This is a genomic window from Cohnella fermenti (genome assembly GCF_004801405.1).
Lineage (GTDB): Bacteria > Bacillota > Bacilli > Paenibacillales > Paenibacillaceae > Cohnella > Cohnella fermenti.
In genome coordinates this window covers 23,057-41,769 of record NZ_SSOB01000047.1, presented here as the reverse complement: position 1 = coordinate 41,769, position 18,713 = coordinate 23,057, and the positions used below count along the sequence as shown (strand labels likewise).

Annotated in this window: 8 protein-coding genes; all 8 read right to left on the bottom strand. The window is 51.3% G+C overall.

The window, feature by feature from the left end; all coding sequences use genetic code 11:
• Positions 1-59: 59 nt before the first annotated feature.
• Complete coding sequence (locus tag E6C55_RS27120; RefSeq protein ID WP_168735900.1) at positions 60-2,246, bottom strand: glycine-rich protein; 2,187 nt, start codon at positions 2,244-2,246, stop codon at positions 60-62.
• A 41-nt stretch (positions 2,247-2,287) separates the two neighbouring features.
• Positions 2,288-4,423, bottom strand: coding sequence for a glycine rich domain-containing protein (locus E6C55_RS27115; RefSeq protein WP_168735899.1), 2,136 nt, complete (start codon positions 4,421-4,423; stop codon positions 2,288-2,290).
• Positions 4,424-4,534: 111 nt separating this feature from the next.
• A complete protein-coding gene (locus E6C55_RS27110; RefSeq protein WP_136372973.1) occupies positions 4,535-5,959 on the bottom strand; it encodes a hypothetical protein in 1,425 nt (474 codons plus the stop codon).
• A gap of 1,073 nt (positions 5,960-7,032) precedes the next feature.
• The gene (locus E6C55_RS27105) at positions 7,033-8,295 is read right to left on the bottom strand and encodes a copper amine oxidase N-terminal domain-containing protein (RefSeq protein ID WP_168735898.1); all 1,263 of its coding nucleotides are present in this window, start codon (positions 8,293-8,295) and stop codon (positions 7,033-7,035) included.
• Positions 8,270-8,749 (bottom strand): hypothetical protein, encoded by a 480-nt coding sequence (locus E6C55_RS27100; RefSeq protein WP_136372971.1) that lies wholly within the window; start codon positions 8,747-8,749, stop codon positions 8,270-8,272. Before E6C55_RS27100 ends, E6C55_RS27105 begins: the two co-directional genes overlap by 26 nt.
• Positions 8,750-8,765: 16 nt before the next feature.
• On the bottom strand, positions 8,766-9,851 hold the full coding sequence (locus tag E6C55_RS34310) for a CdiA C-terminal domain-containing protein (protein ID WP_211093660.1): 1,086 nt from the start codon (positions 9,849-9,851) through the stop codon (positions 8,766-8,768).
• A 271-nt stretch (positions 9,852-10,122) separates the two neighbouring features.
• Positions 10,123-11,190 carry an S-layer homology domain-containing protein gene (locus E6C55_RS27090; RefSeq protein ID WP_136372970.1) on the bottom strand — a complete coding sequence of 356 codons (1,068 nt, stop codon included), beginning with the start codon at positions 11,188-11,190 and terminating at the stop codon, positions 10,123-10,125.
• A gap of 135 nt (positions 11,191-11,325) precedes the next feature.
• Positions 11,326-18,666 carry a glycine rich domain-containing protein gene (locus E6C55_RS27085; RefSeq protein WP_136372969.1) on the bottom strand — a complete coding sequence of 2,447 codons (7,341 nt, stop codon included), beginning with the start codon at positions 18,664-18,666 and terminating at the stop codon, positions 11,326-11,328.
• Positions 18,667-18,713: the final 47 nt, after the last annotated feature.

Below are 18,713 nucleotides of genomic sequence, written 5' to 3'. Positions count from 1 at the left end.
GGGAATCTGAGGGAGAATACGGAATACTCCCCCTCATGCATAGTTCCCTTGCCGTTCCCCTAGTGCGTTCCCGACACTTCCAGATCGTCCGCAGACGACTTGTTGATGGAGAACACGGAGATTACCGGGTACGGGATCGAACTCGTGGAATAGGAGGTTCCTGCGATCTGGATCGGGTTATTGCCTCCGGACATCTTGTAATCAAGCGCCCATACATCCCCGATGGACTTGATATTCGCAGCCATAACGATCACACTCGTATTCGTACGATAGGCATTAATGTTCGCTTGGGTTATAGGCTCACCGGATTTGACGGCGACCGCCGAAGAAGGAAGCCCGTAGGTGAAGTGCCATCGCTGAGCTTGGATATTGAACATGGCCGCAGACAATCTCATATCCGGGTTCTTGCTCTCTCCGTAAGTTTCGTCATTGCCGATGAACGTGCGGTTTCTTCCGGTAAGACTCATCACCTGCGCCGTACCGTAGCGATAGCTGCTGCCGCTTGGCCCCGCTGTTTTGCCGACACCGGTCGTATCCAAGCTGAACTGTGATGCAGCCAATGCAATCGCGCTGTCGGTTGCCTCTTGCTCTCCCGCGCTGTAATTACGCCTCGCCTTCTCATCCTCCCAATTGAGAGCATACACGTAAGGATAAACAGAAGAGGAATCCCAACCCGAGACGGCTGCGCCGAACTTATTGATGACCTTATAAGAACCGCTTATGTTCATGTAAACATCGACCGGCGTGAACGTTCCCGTTTTCAGATCCAGCCTGTAATAGTAAGGCAGGATCTGCAAGGAGTCGTAATAGTTCCCCGTCGTCTGGATATCCGCCAGAACGTTATACCCCATACGCATCGGTTGCCTCTTTAAGGCATCAATATTGTTCTTCTCCGGCGAGAGCGGCAGCTCGACCGGCAGTTGCTGAAGGTGAGGCAGCAGTCCGAACGTATTTAGGAACTGAGTCGACGTACTTGCTGTCCGACCATGCAGATCGTAGGTGTCTCCCATAATGTTGTTCTGCTTCGTCGGGTCAACCTTCTTCACCACTCCCTTAACGAGCCATTGTGTTGGCGTAACGGCCTGCTTGAAGAAGTTGGAGAATCGGAAGTCCCCCGTATCTTCAATGACCATGTTGCCGATGTTGCCCACGACATCTACGTTATAACGCTTCAGAGCCGAATGCCTCGCTGCCTGATTCGTATAACGAGTTTTGTTAAGCGGAGCGTCGTTCTGATCGTCCGTTCCATTGATCGCGATACTCTTGAACTGAACGAGAGCACTGGCATATTCGCTGGCCGCCAGCGGCACATAGAAGTCGAAGTATTCCCGGCTCACATCCAGATCGATCCACTCGTTCGGTAGGTACGTATGATTGTTATAGATAACGATGAACTGGAACTGAACCGACTTGGCCTTCGTCCACTCTGTTGTGCTCATCGCATTCGTGAACCCTTTCCCCTCGATCTCGCTCGTTCTGGCTATCCCTTGAGCGCCGTTGCCGTAGAAGTCCCCTATGTTGGGAAAATACAGCTGGAATCCGTAGTCGAGGTTGACGAAGTTGCCCGGCTTGTAGGTTCCTCCCCCAGGAATCTTGACTTCAGAGGTTGGATCGTAAGCGATCGGCGTGTAGATATACGCCTCCGGCGGCGGTTCCGCGCTCTGCGGAATCAGGATCGTGTTCGTGATATACTCCGCTCCCGTATCCGCCGCAGGAGCGGTAATGATAATGACGCCATTCCCGGAGTGTCCCGTCTCTGTTGCGCCGTCCGGAGATGGCATCGAGGCATTTCCGGCAATGGTGCTTCCGCTCGTCACACCGCCGATATAGCCCGAGCCACCGCCGCCACCGCTGTGATCAGGAGAATAAGCTGCTCCAGCCTTGCCGCCGTAGTATCCTCCTCCTCCTCCGCCGCCGTGAGCGGGAGCCGGAGCTCCGAAGCCTAACAGATAACCTGCCGTTTGCGTGCCTCCTGCTCCCGTTGCGCCGCTGCTGCTTCCCGTGCCGCCGTTTGCGCCTCCGCCATACCCTCCAAGCCCGTTCGAGTTATGGGAAGATCCGCCGCCTCCTCCTGCAACGAGCGCTCGATCGCCAAGCTTTGATATCGTCTCGTACTCGAAGGTCTGAGTAACAGCGTTATTGGCATGCCAGCAGAATTCGGCAATCGAAGTGGCATACGGGATATCGACAACGTACGTAACATGAGTACTCGTCTTCTTAATATACGTTACATATTGGGACCACACGGTGCTTCCATAGTCGGTATAGATGACGGCTCCGCCATTGATTAATCCTGTGCCGTATACACGTATACATCCACTTGGTACCTTCCGGCTGCAACCGTAATATAAGGGCCGTACACGCCTTCATTCGTCGCATTCATCGTTGCCGTCGTTCCCGACAGGGTCGTTCCATCCCGTAAATACAAGCCGGAGTTCACCTTGTAGATTCCGCCCGACGTACGCACGTCCGAGGCTCCGCCGCCGCTGGCGCCGCTGCTGTCCGCCGCCGCTCCGCCACCGCCGAACGTGGCATCTCCGCCAGCCGTTCCCGCTTCTCCTATATACAGGGATAACGTATCTCCTTGGCTTAGCGTGAGGTTGCCCGTCGAATAGCCGCCTCTGCCCCCTTGGTTGCTGCTATTCGCTCCCCCGCTTGCCCCCCAAGCCTGAATGGTATAGATGCCGGATCGAGGCGCGGCGTAGAGTTCCATCGCTCCCGTGTAATCGAATCGGGTTGCCTCGCCACCACCAGCGGTTCTCTCCGAGGTTATTCTTACGTAGCCGTTGCCCATGTGCCCGATCTCGGTTGCACCGGATGGAGAGGGGATGGTCGATGCTCCGTCGTAGGTGGTGCCTCCGATCACTCCGCCTATATAGCCGGAGCCGCCACCGCCGCCGCCATCGTCAACAAGCGAGACATCAGAATTTGCTCCACCTCCGCCGTAGTAACCGCCGCCGCCGGCTCCGCCATACAGGCCATCCGAGCCCGTTGCCCCATTGCCTCCTATGCCCAAGACACCCGAAGTACCGCCGCCGGTTCCTCCCGCGGTCTGCGTACCGCCGGAGCCGACGGTCCCGCAGCAGTTCTTGTAGCCGGTCCCGCCTGTCGTTCCTCCGCCAACGCCGCCCGCACCGGCTTGGCCGCCGCCGCCGCCGCCCGCGACGATTATTCTATCCGTTAAGGCTTGTCCGCCTTTGCGGATGTCGGTCGCGCCGCCGCCGCCCTTGGCCACTCCGGCGGTGGAGCCTCCACCGTTCCAGCCGCCGGCTCCGGTCCCGGTCGTCCCCCCTACGTTAATATACAAGGTCTCGCCTTTGGTCAGATTGACCTGACCCGTGGAGTAACCGCCGTGACCGCCATTTGATCCGGAATAGCTGCCTCCCTGAGCGCCCCACAGCTCCAGCGTATACGTTCCCGTCGCAGGAACCGTAAACGTCTGCACTGCTCCGGTGAAGTCGAAGGACGTATCCGTCGCTTCGACTTCAGGCTGATAATCTGGATTGTTGACGGCTACCGTCTGATACAGGTCGTCTAACCCGATCCATTCGTTATCTGACCTATTGGTAAGGACTAGATTATCCGCGAAGAGGTGCTCGCTGTAAGAGGCCGCTGAGCTACTGGCCGCAGCGCCCTTGTTCAGCTTGACCCGAAGCTTAACCGCGCCCGCAGGAGAAGTAAACATTCTTGTGATCGGAGTTACGGTTCCCGTGTTCGATACCGTGCCCGCCACATAGGTTTGAATGAGACTGCCATTCGCATCATACGCATCAAGCGTAATGCTTGCCGCGCATCGATGACAGCTTAGCGAACCCGTAAACTCGTAATCCGTATTCGCCTTAATCGTGACGTCCCGATAGTACGTGCCTGTGTAGCTTGTTCCCGTCCCTCCGGGATTCGGCTCCGTCCTGATCTCGAACGAATTCGTTCCCGCCATCACCCAACTGTCACCGGTTCGGCTGGTGAAGCTTACTTGCCCCGGGGTCGTCGTATACCCGGTCCATCCCGAGACCTGAGTGCTGGAATCCAGAATCTCGGCGTCTCCGTTACCGATCAGATTCTGCCGGTAATCGGGGTTCAGCGTCTTCTGGTACTCGACCGTTGCCTGCATCAGATTGCCGCCCAACGCCTTCGAGTCCGTCGTCCTCTGATCGCGGTCCGCGGGCAGCGGCATAATCATGGCATACTGGGAGGAGACCGGATTATGAATAACGACATCATTCACTTTGGAATGATTGTTCGAGTACGCCGATCCGAATTGAACGCCATTCGCTCCGTACGTCGAATTGTAAGCCGTCGAGTAGGGCCGCGAACCGGTTCCATACGACATCTCCAATTGATAGAAGACAGTCGATGTTCCCGTCATGTACTGTCCGTTAGGAAGCGTATCGATTACGTCAAGCCCTTCGATATCCAGAATCATCGGCTGAGCGGGTCTTGAAGGCCTGGACATCCCCGCAGGATATTGATCCAGCTTCGTCGTGATCGTGGCATGGTTGCCGGACCCGGCATATTTGGTCGCCGGCGCCCCATACTACCCGTTATAGGAGCCAATATAAATCGCGTCTTGAGACCAATTCGCTGCGGACAGGGAATTATTATCCCATTGCTCTATCTTGCTGGTCTTGGGAATATCGATCTGCGTCGTCTCGACCGTTACTTCCGGAGCCGACTTCTCGAAATACATGACCGATTGATCGCCGCTTGAGGTCTGCAGGATGAGGAAGTCGGAGACCGCCGTAGCCACAACCTTCGACTTGGCTCGTTCTTCGAACACTTTATCTTCGTTGACATAACTGTCACTTGAGCTGTTCGCATCCCTGTTATCGGAGTCCCCTTCGTTCCAAACCACATGATCTCCTTGCGCAGTCTCAAGCGAGTACCTCAGCCGTCCCCCCGCACTGTCGTTGGTGGAAGCGATGTTGTAGAAGATCGTGGGCTCGCCCTGCTTGATCGTAGCCGTTACCTCATCGGTTCCGATCAGCGTGGCAAGACCGTTGACCTTCGATCGGACCAGCTTCCATACGGCAACCTTCTTGATCTTCGTGTAGTCGAACGTAACGGTCTGAGTCCAACTCTTGCTATAGCCGCCTACCATGCTGTTGTGACCGCCGGAACGAGTACAAGTGTAGGACGGCCCCGTTACGGCCGCCTTGTAGTCGGGTTCACCCGGCGTTCCCGAAGCCGGTTCCTTCACGTAGGTGCCCTGAGTCATCGTCGCCGACTCGGTGAACGTCGCCCCCGATATATCGGTTGAGGTTCTGGCTACGCAAGACGGAGGAGAGTCATTCTGGGTGACGTTGTCTCCATCAATCCATAGGCCGCTCTTAACCGCATTAAACTTAGAGGTATACGTCCGGGCCGCCGTCGCATCCTTAACGTACTCCGTTACAATGTCGACAATATACTCCGAACCCCCGGAGGCAAAATAGAGATCATGAGTCGTCGGCGTGCCCGCCATCGCCTCAAAGCTCTCCTTATTCGGTGTGCCCTCCTTTATCTCCGACCAATAGCTGGGTCTCGACGTGTATTGCCCGTTGACGTTCGGGTCAATCTGCGATTTGCGGTAAAAGTCGAGCTGCGTCCCTTCGTTCGGAGTGCAGTTTACCGTGATTGTCTTGCCAGTCGTTGTCTTGACCGTAATCGAGACATCGGCTTTATACAGAAAGCTTATTTTGCTGTCTTCGGGAATCGGATAGGCACTCAAATCGTCGGTGTAGCTTAATTTGATTCCGCCGGCCAAGTATGCCTTCAAGTCTGCAGGAGCGATACTTGTCGCTACTCCGGGTGTTACGCCTATCACGGTTATCCATTGCGCCGCGGCCCCTGTATTCGCCGATCCGCTCTGGGCAACATCTTCTCTCTTCAGATTTACGGTTATTGTGGCCGTGGCTGCGGCTTTAAGCAAGCCGTCCCAATCGTTGTAATCCTTTGTTAGCTGAGTCAAATCCAGCTGCAAACCCACAGACTTCCCTATCTGGGAAGTCGTGATCTCCCCGCTAATTTGAGAAGCGCCAGGTATGGTCAAGGTTGAACTGCACTTGCAGTCTACCGTATCAGCAGGCTGATAGACGAGAGCGACCCACATTCCGCCTAGCGTCATTGATGGATTGCGAGTAAGTACGGAGTTATCTCTCTTATAGTTAGGACTTCCGGTTGTTGCGCTAGAACAATCCAAAGGGCTTGTATCCAGCATGGGTTGCAGGAAGCTGCATTGCAGGACGTAGTTGGCCCCTGAACTGGTAATCTCCTTATCAATCGTCACTGGAGATGTCGCCTCACTAATAAGCCACTGCTCCAGATTATCCGGGTGCAGTCCTCCTGGATCTCCATTAGGGTTCTTTATGAGTTCGGTCCCATCTGGTCTAGCTGACGTAAGGATTAAGGTTCTGCTTGGAGTAGTTGTGAACTGCTTTACTTTTAATTTCCCGCGTCCATGGAAGGTAACGGACTGGTCGTAGTACTGACGAAACCCTGTTTTATCAATCCAGGATTTAGCAGAACGTATACTCGATAACGTATAATAAGTATCGTTATTAGAAACACTGCCAGTTGTTGTTTCGAATACTGCAGACACGTAAAGAATAGTATTTTCAGTAATCGTTTCTAAGAAAGTACCTTTTAATGCCGCTGCTACTTTTTCGTTATCCAGAGTGAATACAGACCAAGTTTTCCCAGCCTTAGGTACATTGGGATAATCAATACTTGAAAATATATCAGTTGATAATTCTACATAGTTGACTCCAGCAATTCCGGTCTTCGGTTTGCATTCGGAGGTTAATGCATCCGTGCCGTCACAAACAGGCTTCGTTCTCAAAATAAATCCCTTTGTTCGATATTTGGTGCTAGTAGAAGAAGATGTATTGACCGTTTCGAAAACTAGATCTCCAGTGATGTCGTCGAATCTTACACCTGCGTTTATTACAGCTTCTGTATCTGATTCTCCCGAAGCAGCGAAAGATGATGGTGAGGGGATGATTTGAAGTAACAATATTATAACCATTAGGGTAGATAGCAGTCGCTTTATCAAATCTATTTCAGCTCCTTATATTGGTACGCACCTTTCAAGAACATGTTTTCTGCAGATTTCTGCATTAGAGTTTCGATGTATGTGTCTGCGGCATTTGATTCAAGGCGCACGTCTGCATATCCTACATACCATTGACCCTTAATGACCCATGTAGGGGACTCTGAATAGGAAGTCGGATTCCAACTATCCATTGAAAACTGACTTGCATCATCTGCACTAACCACTCGGAATTTATATTTCGTTTTCATAAAATAATCACCATTTTTACGATACAAGCTATTCTCTTCTGGGAAAGCATAGCCTTGAGTGATAACATGATTTTTCTTTACAAAATTAACGAACTGATTAGACACCTCAGGTCCGAAAAGAGTTCCTACTCTCCAATACAGATCCAATGCCGTATTATAGTAAACAGTTGCATTTATCGTTCGATAGTCTACATTCAATCGTAATTGGTAATTCTTTTTTATATTTAATGCGATTCTATCGCGCAAATCTTTAGTTATCTTTAGTTGGTTCAGAACTTCATACGCATTAAGAGTCGGCTTATCTCTTGGAACAGTATACGGCTTCCCCACGTCATAAGCATAATTCTCTGTATCCTCTAGAAGCTGCCACTCCGATGCCGTTGCAGGAAGATTCGTTGTCATGTTGGAACGAAGCTTACGCCCGTAGTTGTCCACCTTTATCTCTCCAGAAGCGACCTTTGCCAGAAAGTCCTGCGAGCTAACCGTTACAGCAACGTAACCCGCATCGTACTTCACCTCTGCTCCCAGCGTCTCGCTGACAAAACGAAGCGGAACGAATACGCGAGAGTCCACCATGACTGCCGCCGTATCCAGCGTAAATTGCGTTCCGTCTACCGTGACGACTTTGGAGTTCACCGGCATCACAATGTTTTGGCCCTCGTATTGAATCGTGGCGATTTGTGCTTTATTGTCCCACAGCACCTCGGCTCCTAACTGTTCGCTGACGAAACGCACCGGCACCATCGTGTGGCTGGTTGAGTCCGTAAACGGTTCTGCATCCGGGAACGTTACCTTCATCCCGTCCACGATCACGTCGATGCCGAGCTGCCCGACGATTGGGTCAGGAAGCGTCGTTGCAGCACCTGCGATGGATGATCCGGAAGAAAATACAGTGGATACGATCAGTGCGGTTGCGATTGTCTTTTTAAACATAAATAGTCCCCTCTCGCTTATATGTTTACACAATTCGGAAATATTCACCTCTCTTCTTTTAGAGAAGAGAATAATCAATTCCACCCAATAATTCTCCATAATATTCCTCAAGGAACTCTAAATAGCTCTGGTTTAAAATGTATCGTCCCTCTTTAAAATATAATATTTCTCCTCCTGACGTATGGTAAAATACCCCTTCATTTTTTAGCGATTCTAAAATTGCAAAGACAATTTCGAGCATTGCCCTATAACCAAGTTGGTGATCGTCGTTGAACTTATCTAGTTCAAATGACACCGTTTCTTGATAAACAAAGTCGTGTTCTAAAAACATTGTTTCATAGGAGTAAGCTGGGTGCCCTGGTGGATTAACATTTTCATAAACGATTATGTTTAAGCCAATACTTAAACAAAACTCATCAATAAAATAAGCATTATGATGCTTTCGTAAATAATCTGAAGTAAGGTTTTTCTTTTTTAATAAATCGCTAAGCCATTTCTGATCCGTTTTCTTCCCCGTTACCTTCAATGAGTATTCCATACATCATCCCTCCACTTCACGGGAATATCGAAATGATATCTCCATTTTTTGTGATTGCGACGACCTCTTTCAACCCGGTAATTTCCCATTGTTTGAATTGTTCAACTAACGTTGAAACATCTCCAGACCATTGTTTTAGATTAATCACTACATTTTTTGTTTGATTCTTAACAACAACCTTTTCTTGAACCTCGCTCCAAATTCCCCTCACACTTTTATTGGCAGATGGAGAATAGCAATCAAAAATTGTCCCTTCAATTCTATAATCCGGGTCTTTTTTAAGATCAACCCCATCGCTTTCGATGACTCTAGGATTCTGTTCAATATCGTATCCCTTTCTTGCAAGTTGTTCTGCAGCATCGTTTTCTAATTCTAACGAACGTTTAGTCTCTTCGTCGACATTATTAGGAATTTTTGTTTTTGTCCCGCTAGGGCCTGAATTTGGGTCAGGAGATCTACTAGGCTTTATTAAATTTTGCGAACCGCCCTTCCCCGCCCCCTCGCCAGAACCACTCCAAATCTTCTGGGACAAATCATCTATATCTTCAAAGAAACTCTTGATTCCAGAACTCATAACGGAACTGCCGTGTGCAAGAGCGGCAACTCCCGCTACGTTTAAGGTAACTCCTCCAGCTAACCCTACTACAGATCCATCTAAAATAAAGCCTGCTGCCTCTGCACCTGCACCGGCAACTACCTCGGCCAAGCCGATGACTTCCGACGCCAGATCTCCCACGATTTTTCCGGCTAGGAATGATTTTTGAAATTCCGCATGGGAATCGATTTGGATCATCCCGGCCAAGACATTTTCGGTTACCGCATCTGCAACTCCTTCAACGAAGGAACCGACTGCCGTGCTCTCCAGCGCTTCGATGGCTTCCTTGGCGGTATCTTCAACAAAATCAATGACCGTTTCTCTGACTTCCTTTACTTCAAAATACAGTTCCAGCGCTTCCTTGGTCGCATTCGCAAAAATATCGGTTGCCCTCTCCCGCCAACTCGCATGATCCCCGGCAGCGCCAAGCTCTCTTAATCGGGACGATTGCATGACGATCTCTCTATCCAACTGGCCGTAACGCTCGATCGAGCCGCTGATAAACATTTGAATTTGCTTTACCTTTAGCTCCAGTGCCTCCGCGCTGTCGATCGAGCTTCGCAGCCTTGTGCCGATGCTCCTTCGAGCTTTGATTTGCGAGTCTACTTGGGAGATCACTGAGGATAGACGTTCTGCCCCCTCAGCCAATCTGCCCGTATATCGTGCGGAGTCATCGTGAAGCCGACTGACGACACTGAGGTCGATGCTTATCCGAGACAGCTTGCCCACCTCTCGTTTCCCTAGCCTTAGTCCGTTGGCAGGGGTCTCCTGTGACGGACTAGCCAATTATTTTCGGTTCTACATCGATAGCCGGATAGCCGTAGTGATATCCCGCTATAACCGTCATCAACTCGTAGCCTGGCTTAAGCTTCATCTCTAGGACATGGTCTTTGGTAAGTGTCGTATAGGTCATATAGCCAAAGTCGACCGTTATCGACTTGTTGGCCTCCGAAGCGGCCCTGACCTCCGGCAAACTCGTATCAAGTAGCCTTGAATAGAGATAGGTTGCTGTCGCTTGCGCCAATGATGGAAAATCGCCGCTCCCATCATCCCATGCATCATATAAATCTAACCATAGGCGATCTGCGTTCGTTTTGAAGTAGGTTTCGTCAGGATAATCCATATAAATGTAATCCTTCCCTACATGATAGTGCGTATTCTCGTATAACGTTCTAACGATAGCTACGCCTTTCAGAGTGAGCGTACTGAAGTTGACATGATGATAGACTCGATACATGGCGAGTATCGCTTGCTCCCTTGTGAATGTTCCAAGAGGATCGAACTTGCCGCCAATACCTTTCAGCACAAGAGTAGAACCGGACATAAGTACTTGCCCTTGAGCCCATGTGGCTACTTTATTAAAATCGGAATATGACTTCTTGATTGTTTCACTAAAGTATATTCCAGAGCTATAATGGAAGGTATTAACGATCATAGTCGCGGCTTCTTGACGAGTAATTAGTTTGTCCGGAGCGAACTCGGTATCGGAGATTCCGTTGATGGCTCCGATTGCATAGGCAACTTTGATATAGTCAGCATCGGTATCCATGAACGTAACATCCACATCCACTTTTTTTAGGAATGTTGGAATATCCCACGCAGCTTCGTAAGAGCTCTCTTTATTTATTTTCTTGAAGATAGTTTGAACCAGAAGTTCCGCATACTCATCTCGAGTGATAGCCGCTTGGTAGTTCGACTTCAGCCGATCCGGCACCAATCCCGCCGAGATGGCCGCGTTCACGTCGGACTCCGCCCAGGACGATGGCGTATTGTTCGTAGCGGCTAAAGCGGGTAACGACGTAAAGAAAGCAGCAACTGCGATCATAAGCACGATCATTTTCTTCATAAATCATTCATGTCTCCTTTGTGTAAAAGGTGTATAAGTTTTCCATCACTCATCCTTCGATTATATAATGGTTGGGAATCTGAGGGAGAATATTTTTTTATACTCTCCCTCCTGCACAGATCGCTCGCCGTTTACTTAGTGCGTCCCCATGACCTCCAGGTCATCCGCAGAAGACTTAGAGGACGAATACACGGCTATGACGGGATAAGGAATGGATGCTGTAGAATACGAGGTGCCGCTGATCTGGATCGGATTGTTTATCCCCTTCGTGCTGTACTTCAGAGCATACGTATCCCCGATGGAAGTAACTTCGGCAGCCATGACGATAACAGACGAATTGGTTCGCAGGTTGTTCATATTGGTCTGGGTCACAGGGAGCCCATGCTCAACAACGATAGCCGAAGACGGCAAGCCATAGGTGAAGTGCCATCTCTGGGCTTGAAGCTCATACAGCTCTTCCGCCAGCACGCCTCCAGGATTCTTGTCGTACCCGTATGTCTTGGAGCTTCCAACGAAGGTTCGATTCCGTTCTGCCAAATACATGATTTGCGAAGTCCCGTAAGAAAACTTGCTGCCGTACGGAATGGACATCTTGTCGGTGCTGCCGCTGTCGTCTGTCTGTGCCCAGTAGTCTACGACATTCTCCGTATTGGCCTTCTCGGCAGAAGAATAATTCCGCCGACCCGCTTCATCCAGCCAATTCAAGCTGTATGCGAAGGAGTAAACACTAGATGTATCCCATCCGGGTTGAACAATATCGAAGACATTGATCGGCTTGTAAGAAGAATTCACATTCATGTAGACATCGACAGGGGTATAAGTTCCGGTCTTCAGATTAAGATGATAGTAATAAGGGATAATCTGCACACCGCCATAATAATTCCCAATGGTTTGCATGTCGGCGAATACGTTGTAACCTATTCGCATGGGCTGTCTCTGCAGAGCGGCAATGTTGTTCTTCTCGGGCGACAGAGGGAACGGTATTGGCGATTGCTGCATATGAGCCGTTAATCCATAGGTGTTCAAGTAGTTCGTAGTCGAGCTTACAGGCTCGCCTCTGATATCTACCGTATCCCCGATGATTCGATTCTGTGAATCCATATTCACCTTCTTCACCACTCCCTGTATCAGCCAAGAGGCAGGTACAGCAGGATTCTTGAATAGATTGGAGAATCGGAAATCTCCCGTATCCTCGATTACCATATTGCCTATACGTCCAACGACATCAATGTTGGTGTGCTTAATCGCGCTATGCCTGGCCGCGAGATTGGCATAACGAACCCTGTTCGTAGGATTGTCGTTATCCAGAGATTCGCCATTTATCGCAATCGCCTTATATGTGACCGGAGCACTGATTGCTTCCCTGTTCCCAAGAGGAGCATAGAATTGATACTTGCAGTTAAATGAGTTGCATTCGACTGGGAGATCGATCTCCTCGCCTGCCGTATACGTGGTGCCGTTATAAATGACATTGAACTCGAAGGTTACAGACTTGGACTGCGTCCACTCTGTCGTATCCATGCCGTCTATATAGCCCTTGCCTCTTACCGATGTCGTTCTTCCGATCCCCAAAGCGCCATCGCCGAAGAAGTCGCCCTTGTTAGGGAAGTAGATGGTAAATCCATAATCCAGATTAATAAAATTCCCAGTAGTGTAGGTGCCTCCCCCAGGGATGGAAATCGGGGTAGAAGCCGCGGTCTTGCGTTCCGCGAGAATGTAGGCTTCGTCCGGGATATCCGGGTTGTAATCCGGATCTTCGACCCATGTCGTCAAGAACTGGGCAACAGGATCAGAGGCCGTTGTCACGTTGAGCGCTGTAATGGTGACCGCGCCATTGCCGGAATGGCCTGTCTCCGTCGTTCCGTCTGGGGACGTTATGGATTGCGTTCCATCTATCGTCTGACCGTTGGAGACGCCGCCTATATAGCCGGAACCGCCGGAGCCTCCGTTATTCGGAGCTCCGCCTTCCCCTCCGAAGCCGCCATAGTAGCCGCCTCCTCCGCCTCCTCCATAAGACGGACCGTTCGCTCCTTGCCCCAAGGCGTTGCCGGTCGTCTGAGTCGCGACTGCTACAGAAGAGGCCACTGTGTTGACGGAAGCAAGCCCCCCGCCCGCACCGCCCAATCCGGCAGTATCGCTGCCTCCGCCTCCACCGGCAACCAGAATTCGGTTGGCCAGAGCAGTTCCGCCTTGACGCACATCCGAAGCACCGCCGCCGGCATATCCGTAATCGATATCGGAGCCGCCGGAGCCGCCATTACCGCCGCCGTTCCATCCTCCTGTCTTGGCTGACGGATTCTGCCCGACATAGATATTCAGCACATCGCCGACGGCCAGATCTATGGTCCCTTCAGCGTATCCGCCTTTCCCCCCAGGATAGGCGGGAGAGATGCCTCCGCCTTGGGCGCCCCATGCTTGGATTTTATAAGTCCCGGCTTTAGCCGCAGTAAAGGTTTGAACGGCCCCGGTATAAGTGAACCGGATCGATTCCCCCTCTGCAGTTGACGAAGATCGGCCCGTAATTCTCAAGAATCCGTTCCCTTCATGCCCAATCTCCGTCCCTCCGCTTGTCGAAGGCATAGACGATCCTCCATCTATCGTAGAGCCTGACGAGACTCCTCCTGTATAGCTTGAGCCGCCTCCGCCTCCGCCGGACAAGCTTGGAGATCCGGAGTTGCCCCCGCCTCCGCCGTAGTAACCGCTGCCCCCGCCCCCACCGGACACATAGGAAGCTCCGCCGCCTGCACTGTGACCGCCTTGGCCAAACGAACCGCTCGTCCCGTTGGAGGAGGTGCTTCCGGTTGCAGCGTAAGCCCCTCCAGCCGTCTGGGTTCCTCCGCCGCCATAAGAGCCTGAAGCCGAGTCGCCGACCGTTCCGTCGCCGCGAAGCCCTGCCGCACCGCCGCCGTTGCCCCCGGCCTCCTCTGTCCCGGAGCCGCCGCCGCCTCCTGCAACCAACAAGATAGAGGATGGCGAAGCAGACAACGCACTCAACAATCCGGAGGCAGCGGCAACATGAGTGGCTCCGCCGCCGGAACCTCTGGAGGTAGATGCCTTAGTAGAAGCGGACACGCCGCCTCCGCCGTTAAACCCTCCGGATAGATCCGAGCTCGTCGTCGTTTGACCCTGACCTCCTACGTAAATGTAAAGAATTTGTCCCTTGGCAAGGGTCACCTCGCCTGTGGAGTACCCTCCCTTGCCTCCAGCGTATTTCTCACCGGCGCCGCCTTGTGCTCCCCATGCTTGTATCGTGAACACCCCGGAATAAGGCGCTGTGAAGGATTGTACGGCCCCCGTATAGGGATAGTCTTGTGTTAATGAAGACGTTGGATTTACATAATCCGGATTCTCCACTAGAACAGGCTTGAATCCGATCGGCTTGTCAGCCGTCTGCGAATCATTGTTGACTAGAGATAGATCGTCGGCGAACAGATAATCGAGATACCCGGCAACCTGATTCGCGCTGTTCCCCTTCACGATGTGAACTCGAATGTATTTGGTATCCGCATCGGTTCGGAAATTCAAAGTGAATGGCTGCGCAGCATTCGTCGCATTAACGGAAGTGCTGTACACATTTGTTTTCACCATAGACGCGTTATAAATATCTACATAGGCATATCCTTGACACCTGTGGCAACTGAGCGTTCCCGAATACGTATAATTGGTGTTAGGACTCGCAGTTACCGTCTGATAATAAAGTCCCGTGTAATTCGTGCTTCCGGAGTTGGGAGGCGTGTTTATCTCGAAGCTATGATGGTCCGAGATTACCCACTGATCTCCGTGCCTGTACGTAAATACGGCTGAGTTTGAACCGTTGGCAGACCACCCGACCGGAGTTCCGCTCGACTCGTCTATTGCCTCTGCATCGCCGTTGAACAGGAGATTCGGGCGCCAATCCGGGTCCAGCGTCTTGTCGTATTCGATAATGTCGGCTTGGAGATTGCCTCCGATGGATTGAGATAGAGCCGTTCGCTGATCCCTTGATGAATCAAGAGGAATCACCATTGAATTCTCTACCGATACGGGGTCGTGAATGACGATGTCATTCACCTTGCTATGAGAAGGCGAATAGGTGGACTCGAATGATTGGCCCTTCTCTTGATAGTCGGAATCCATGTCGGATGAATAAATCGAATCATTGTCGCCCTTGGCGAAAGAGAGCAGCTTATAGAACACGGACGATGTCCCTGTTATGTACTCTCCATTCTTGTCGGTATCGATAACGTCCAGATTTGTCTCCATCAACCTTAGTCCGGAGGAAGGTCTGGCCGGTCTGATCATTCCGGCAGGATACGTATCGAATATAGTCAGGACTTGATTGCCATTGCCGCTTCCGCTGTATTTGGCAGCGGGATTCGCATACTTGCCGTTATAAGATCCAATGTTAATTTGATTTACCGACCACTTCGCTGCGGAGTCAGTGTTGTTGTCCCACATCGTCTCCTTTGACGTTTTAGGTACGGCCAACGGCTTCTGAGCTTGATCCGCAGGAGACGTATGGTCGAAGTAGATCACCGACTGATCGCCGCTGGAGGTCTGCAATATCAAGAAATCCGACACCGCCGTAACCGTAGTCAGCGATCTTCGTCTCTCGTCAAACTTCTTCCACTCTACCGTTGCTTTATCTTCGGCAGTCGAATTCGCGACATGATAATCGACGGCAGTTCCATAATTGCTGTTGGTGTACGTATTGCCTGTCGCCCAGCTTGCCCCTTGTCCTGGTCCTTTAACCCAACCATTATCGCCATTGCCGTCATCCTTGTCGCTTCGTGATCCCTCATTCCATACCACCGCGTCATGCTGATTGGCTTCCAGGGAATACCTCAGCCGTCCGGCAAGGCTGGTGTTGGCGGTCGCAATATTGGCAAATATGGATGGGTCCCCTTGTTTTACCGTAGCCGTAACTTCATCTGTGCCGATGAGCTCCGTCATTCCGTTCACCTTGGATTTGTCCAGCTTCCATACGTGAACTTTGTTGATTCGCATATAATCGTAATTTACCGTCTGGCTCCAGGTATCTTGAACCATAGGAAGATCATAAATGGAAGACGGTCCGTCTATAATTCGCGCCGGCAGGGTCCCGGTTACCGTGATGGTATAGGTGCCATCGGTTCCCTGCTTGCCAGTCGTTGCTTGGTATGGAATGGCTGGGCTGCCGCCTGTACAGGGGTCCCCGCTGCAGGGAACTTCCGGCACTGCATTATGTCCTATGCTTACAGATCCCGCCGGGTGCGAATTACTGCCGCTCGCACTTGCTCCCCAAGCGTTAAAGCTTCTAGTGATCTTGTCGCTTGCGGACGTGAATTTGATTACCGTCGCGTTGACGGCACTCGCCCATGCTTGAGCTTGAGCCATTGCGTTATTGTAGGGGGCATCATTCCAGGAATCGGCTCCCGACGAGGAGTGATCGCTCCACGACAAATTACCGGTGTATGGCGTTGTTCCCGTCCATGTTGCGGATACCGTCCCGCCCGTATGAGCGTTAACCGTTAGCGAGGAGGAGCTCGCGCCGCTCGGTGTCGGAACCGTATAATCCCCCGCCTGATCTCCTAGCTTGAATTCACTGGGAACGCTGGTGAAGTAAGACCTGTACGTTCTCGTTGACGTCGCGTCCGGAACGTATTCGGTCTCGATATCGACGATGAACTCAGAGCCGCCGGATGCAAAATACAGAGGTCGAGTTGTTGGCGTCCCCGCCATCGCTTCGAATTGTTCGTTGCCTGGAGATCCTTCTTTGATCTCGGACCAGTAGCTTGGAGTGGATGTATAGTGCCCCTTCAAGTCCTGGTCATTGTTCGGCCTATTGAATCCCAAGGGAAGGGAATTCCCCCCGCATTCCTTAGGATCGTCCGTCCCGACCGTGATATAGGCTTGCAGCGTATATTCCAGCTTAACGGAGCTGCCGGCCGCTATCTGCATGGTGGATATGTTGTCCGTGTACGTCGGATTTGTTGTGCTGCTCGGGTCCAGCCAATCCAGAACGGTAGCCGAAGCTACAGAGACCGTCGTATTAATAGCCGGTTCGTTGCCTTGAGGCGTTATGCTAACTGCACCCGACCCGCCGGTTCTGCTGATCGCAATTTTAACCTTGACAGTAGGCGCAGTTCCTATATATCTAGCCCATTTTAAATATTCCGCATTCGAAGCTTTCATGTTCACCGTAATGGGTACATTCCGTCCAATCGTATCGGTTGTAACGGTCCCCCCCTTCTCTGCTATAGACAGTTTGGCCGTACAAGCACAGTCATCGACATGGGATTTGTTCGCTCCTGCTCCCACTACCAAGAATCCATAGGTGTCCGCATCGAAGGTCAAAAGCTTCATAACGGGAGAGTCGGCCGAGGTGGACGTCCAGGAAGCGGTTCCTCCCGAAGTCGTATACAGGATCTTGCCTACAACCCCGCCGTAAGCCCAGGCCAGGCCGTTATTTTTCCGCGCTTGCCCTGTCAGATCGGTTAATCTTTTACGGGTGCTTAAGGTCGCAATTGATTTCTTCGCGCCTAATTCGATAAGACCGAGCGTCCCTCCGGTGACCGCCGCGCCATTGTTGAATGCGGCATTCGTTATCGACCAAGCGGGCACTGCGGAATGTGCGTAATCCACATACGCAGTGCTTGGAATAAAGATTTGCTTGCCGGACGGGAGCAGGCCGGGGGCCGTGAATTTGGTGACGGTGTCGATAACAAGCAATACCGGCTCTGTGTTCACTCCGGAAGTGGCACTTGCGATAATGCGTTCAATCTGCGTATCGTAAACCTTCTGCTGCTCCGAGTCCGATAGAGCATAGAGGGTCATCAAGAGATCGATATATTTAAGGATTGCCTCCCATTTATATTCAGGATTGCTACTGTCATTCTTTTCGTCTGCAATGTAATTTTTTATTCTTGAATCAATCCCCTGGTAGTCCAATAGAAGATAATTCCACACCTTCTTAGCTTCCGTAGGATCGGCACTGACCGATCCCTTCCATTTGCCCCCTCCCAGCAGCTTGACCATTGAGGCCGTTTTGCTATATGGAGCTTTATCAGCCAGAGAGGAATAGTACAGATTGGCGGATCGATACGACGAGCTTAGCCCTCTGAGTTTATAAGCCTTCTTGGTATCATCCACATATTTGATCTCTCCGCTGCTGGAAGCGTACCACCCCAACAAAGCATTCGAATCGTAATACTGCGAGGGGGCAAAAACAATCGAATTCTCCATCGTAGGATAATGATTGTTATACTGAGTCTGGATCTTGGAGATCAATTGGGCGTTGGACTCGCCCTCCAGAAATTCCATCCCGTTCTTCAGCTTCTCATGCACAATCCCCACACGATAAGCATACCCCGTCATGCCTCCGTTGTTCGGGGTCCCTCCGGCCGGAATCGATCCCGTCGTACCGGCAACGGCCGCTTCTACCGTCTCTATCTCTTGAACCGGGTAACTCGATATCAGGATAACCGCGATCATCAGCACTGCTAAGATACGCTTCATTCCGAATCTCCTCTCTTCGACAGCCTCGTGCGATTTCTTCCGTTCTC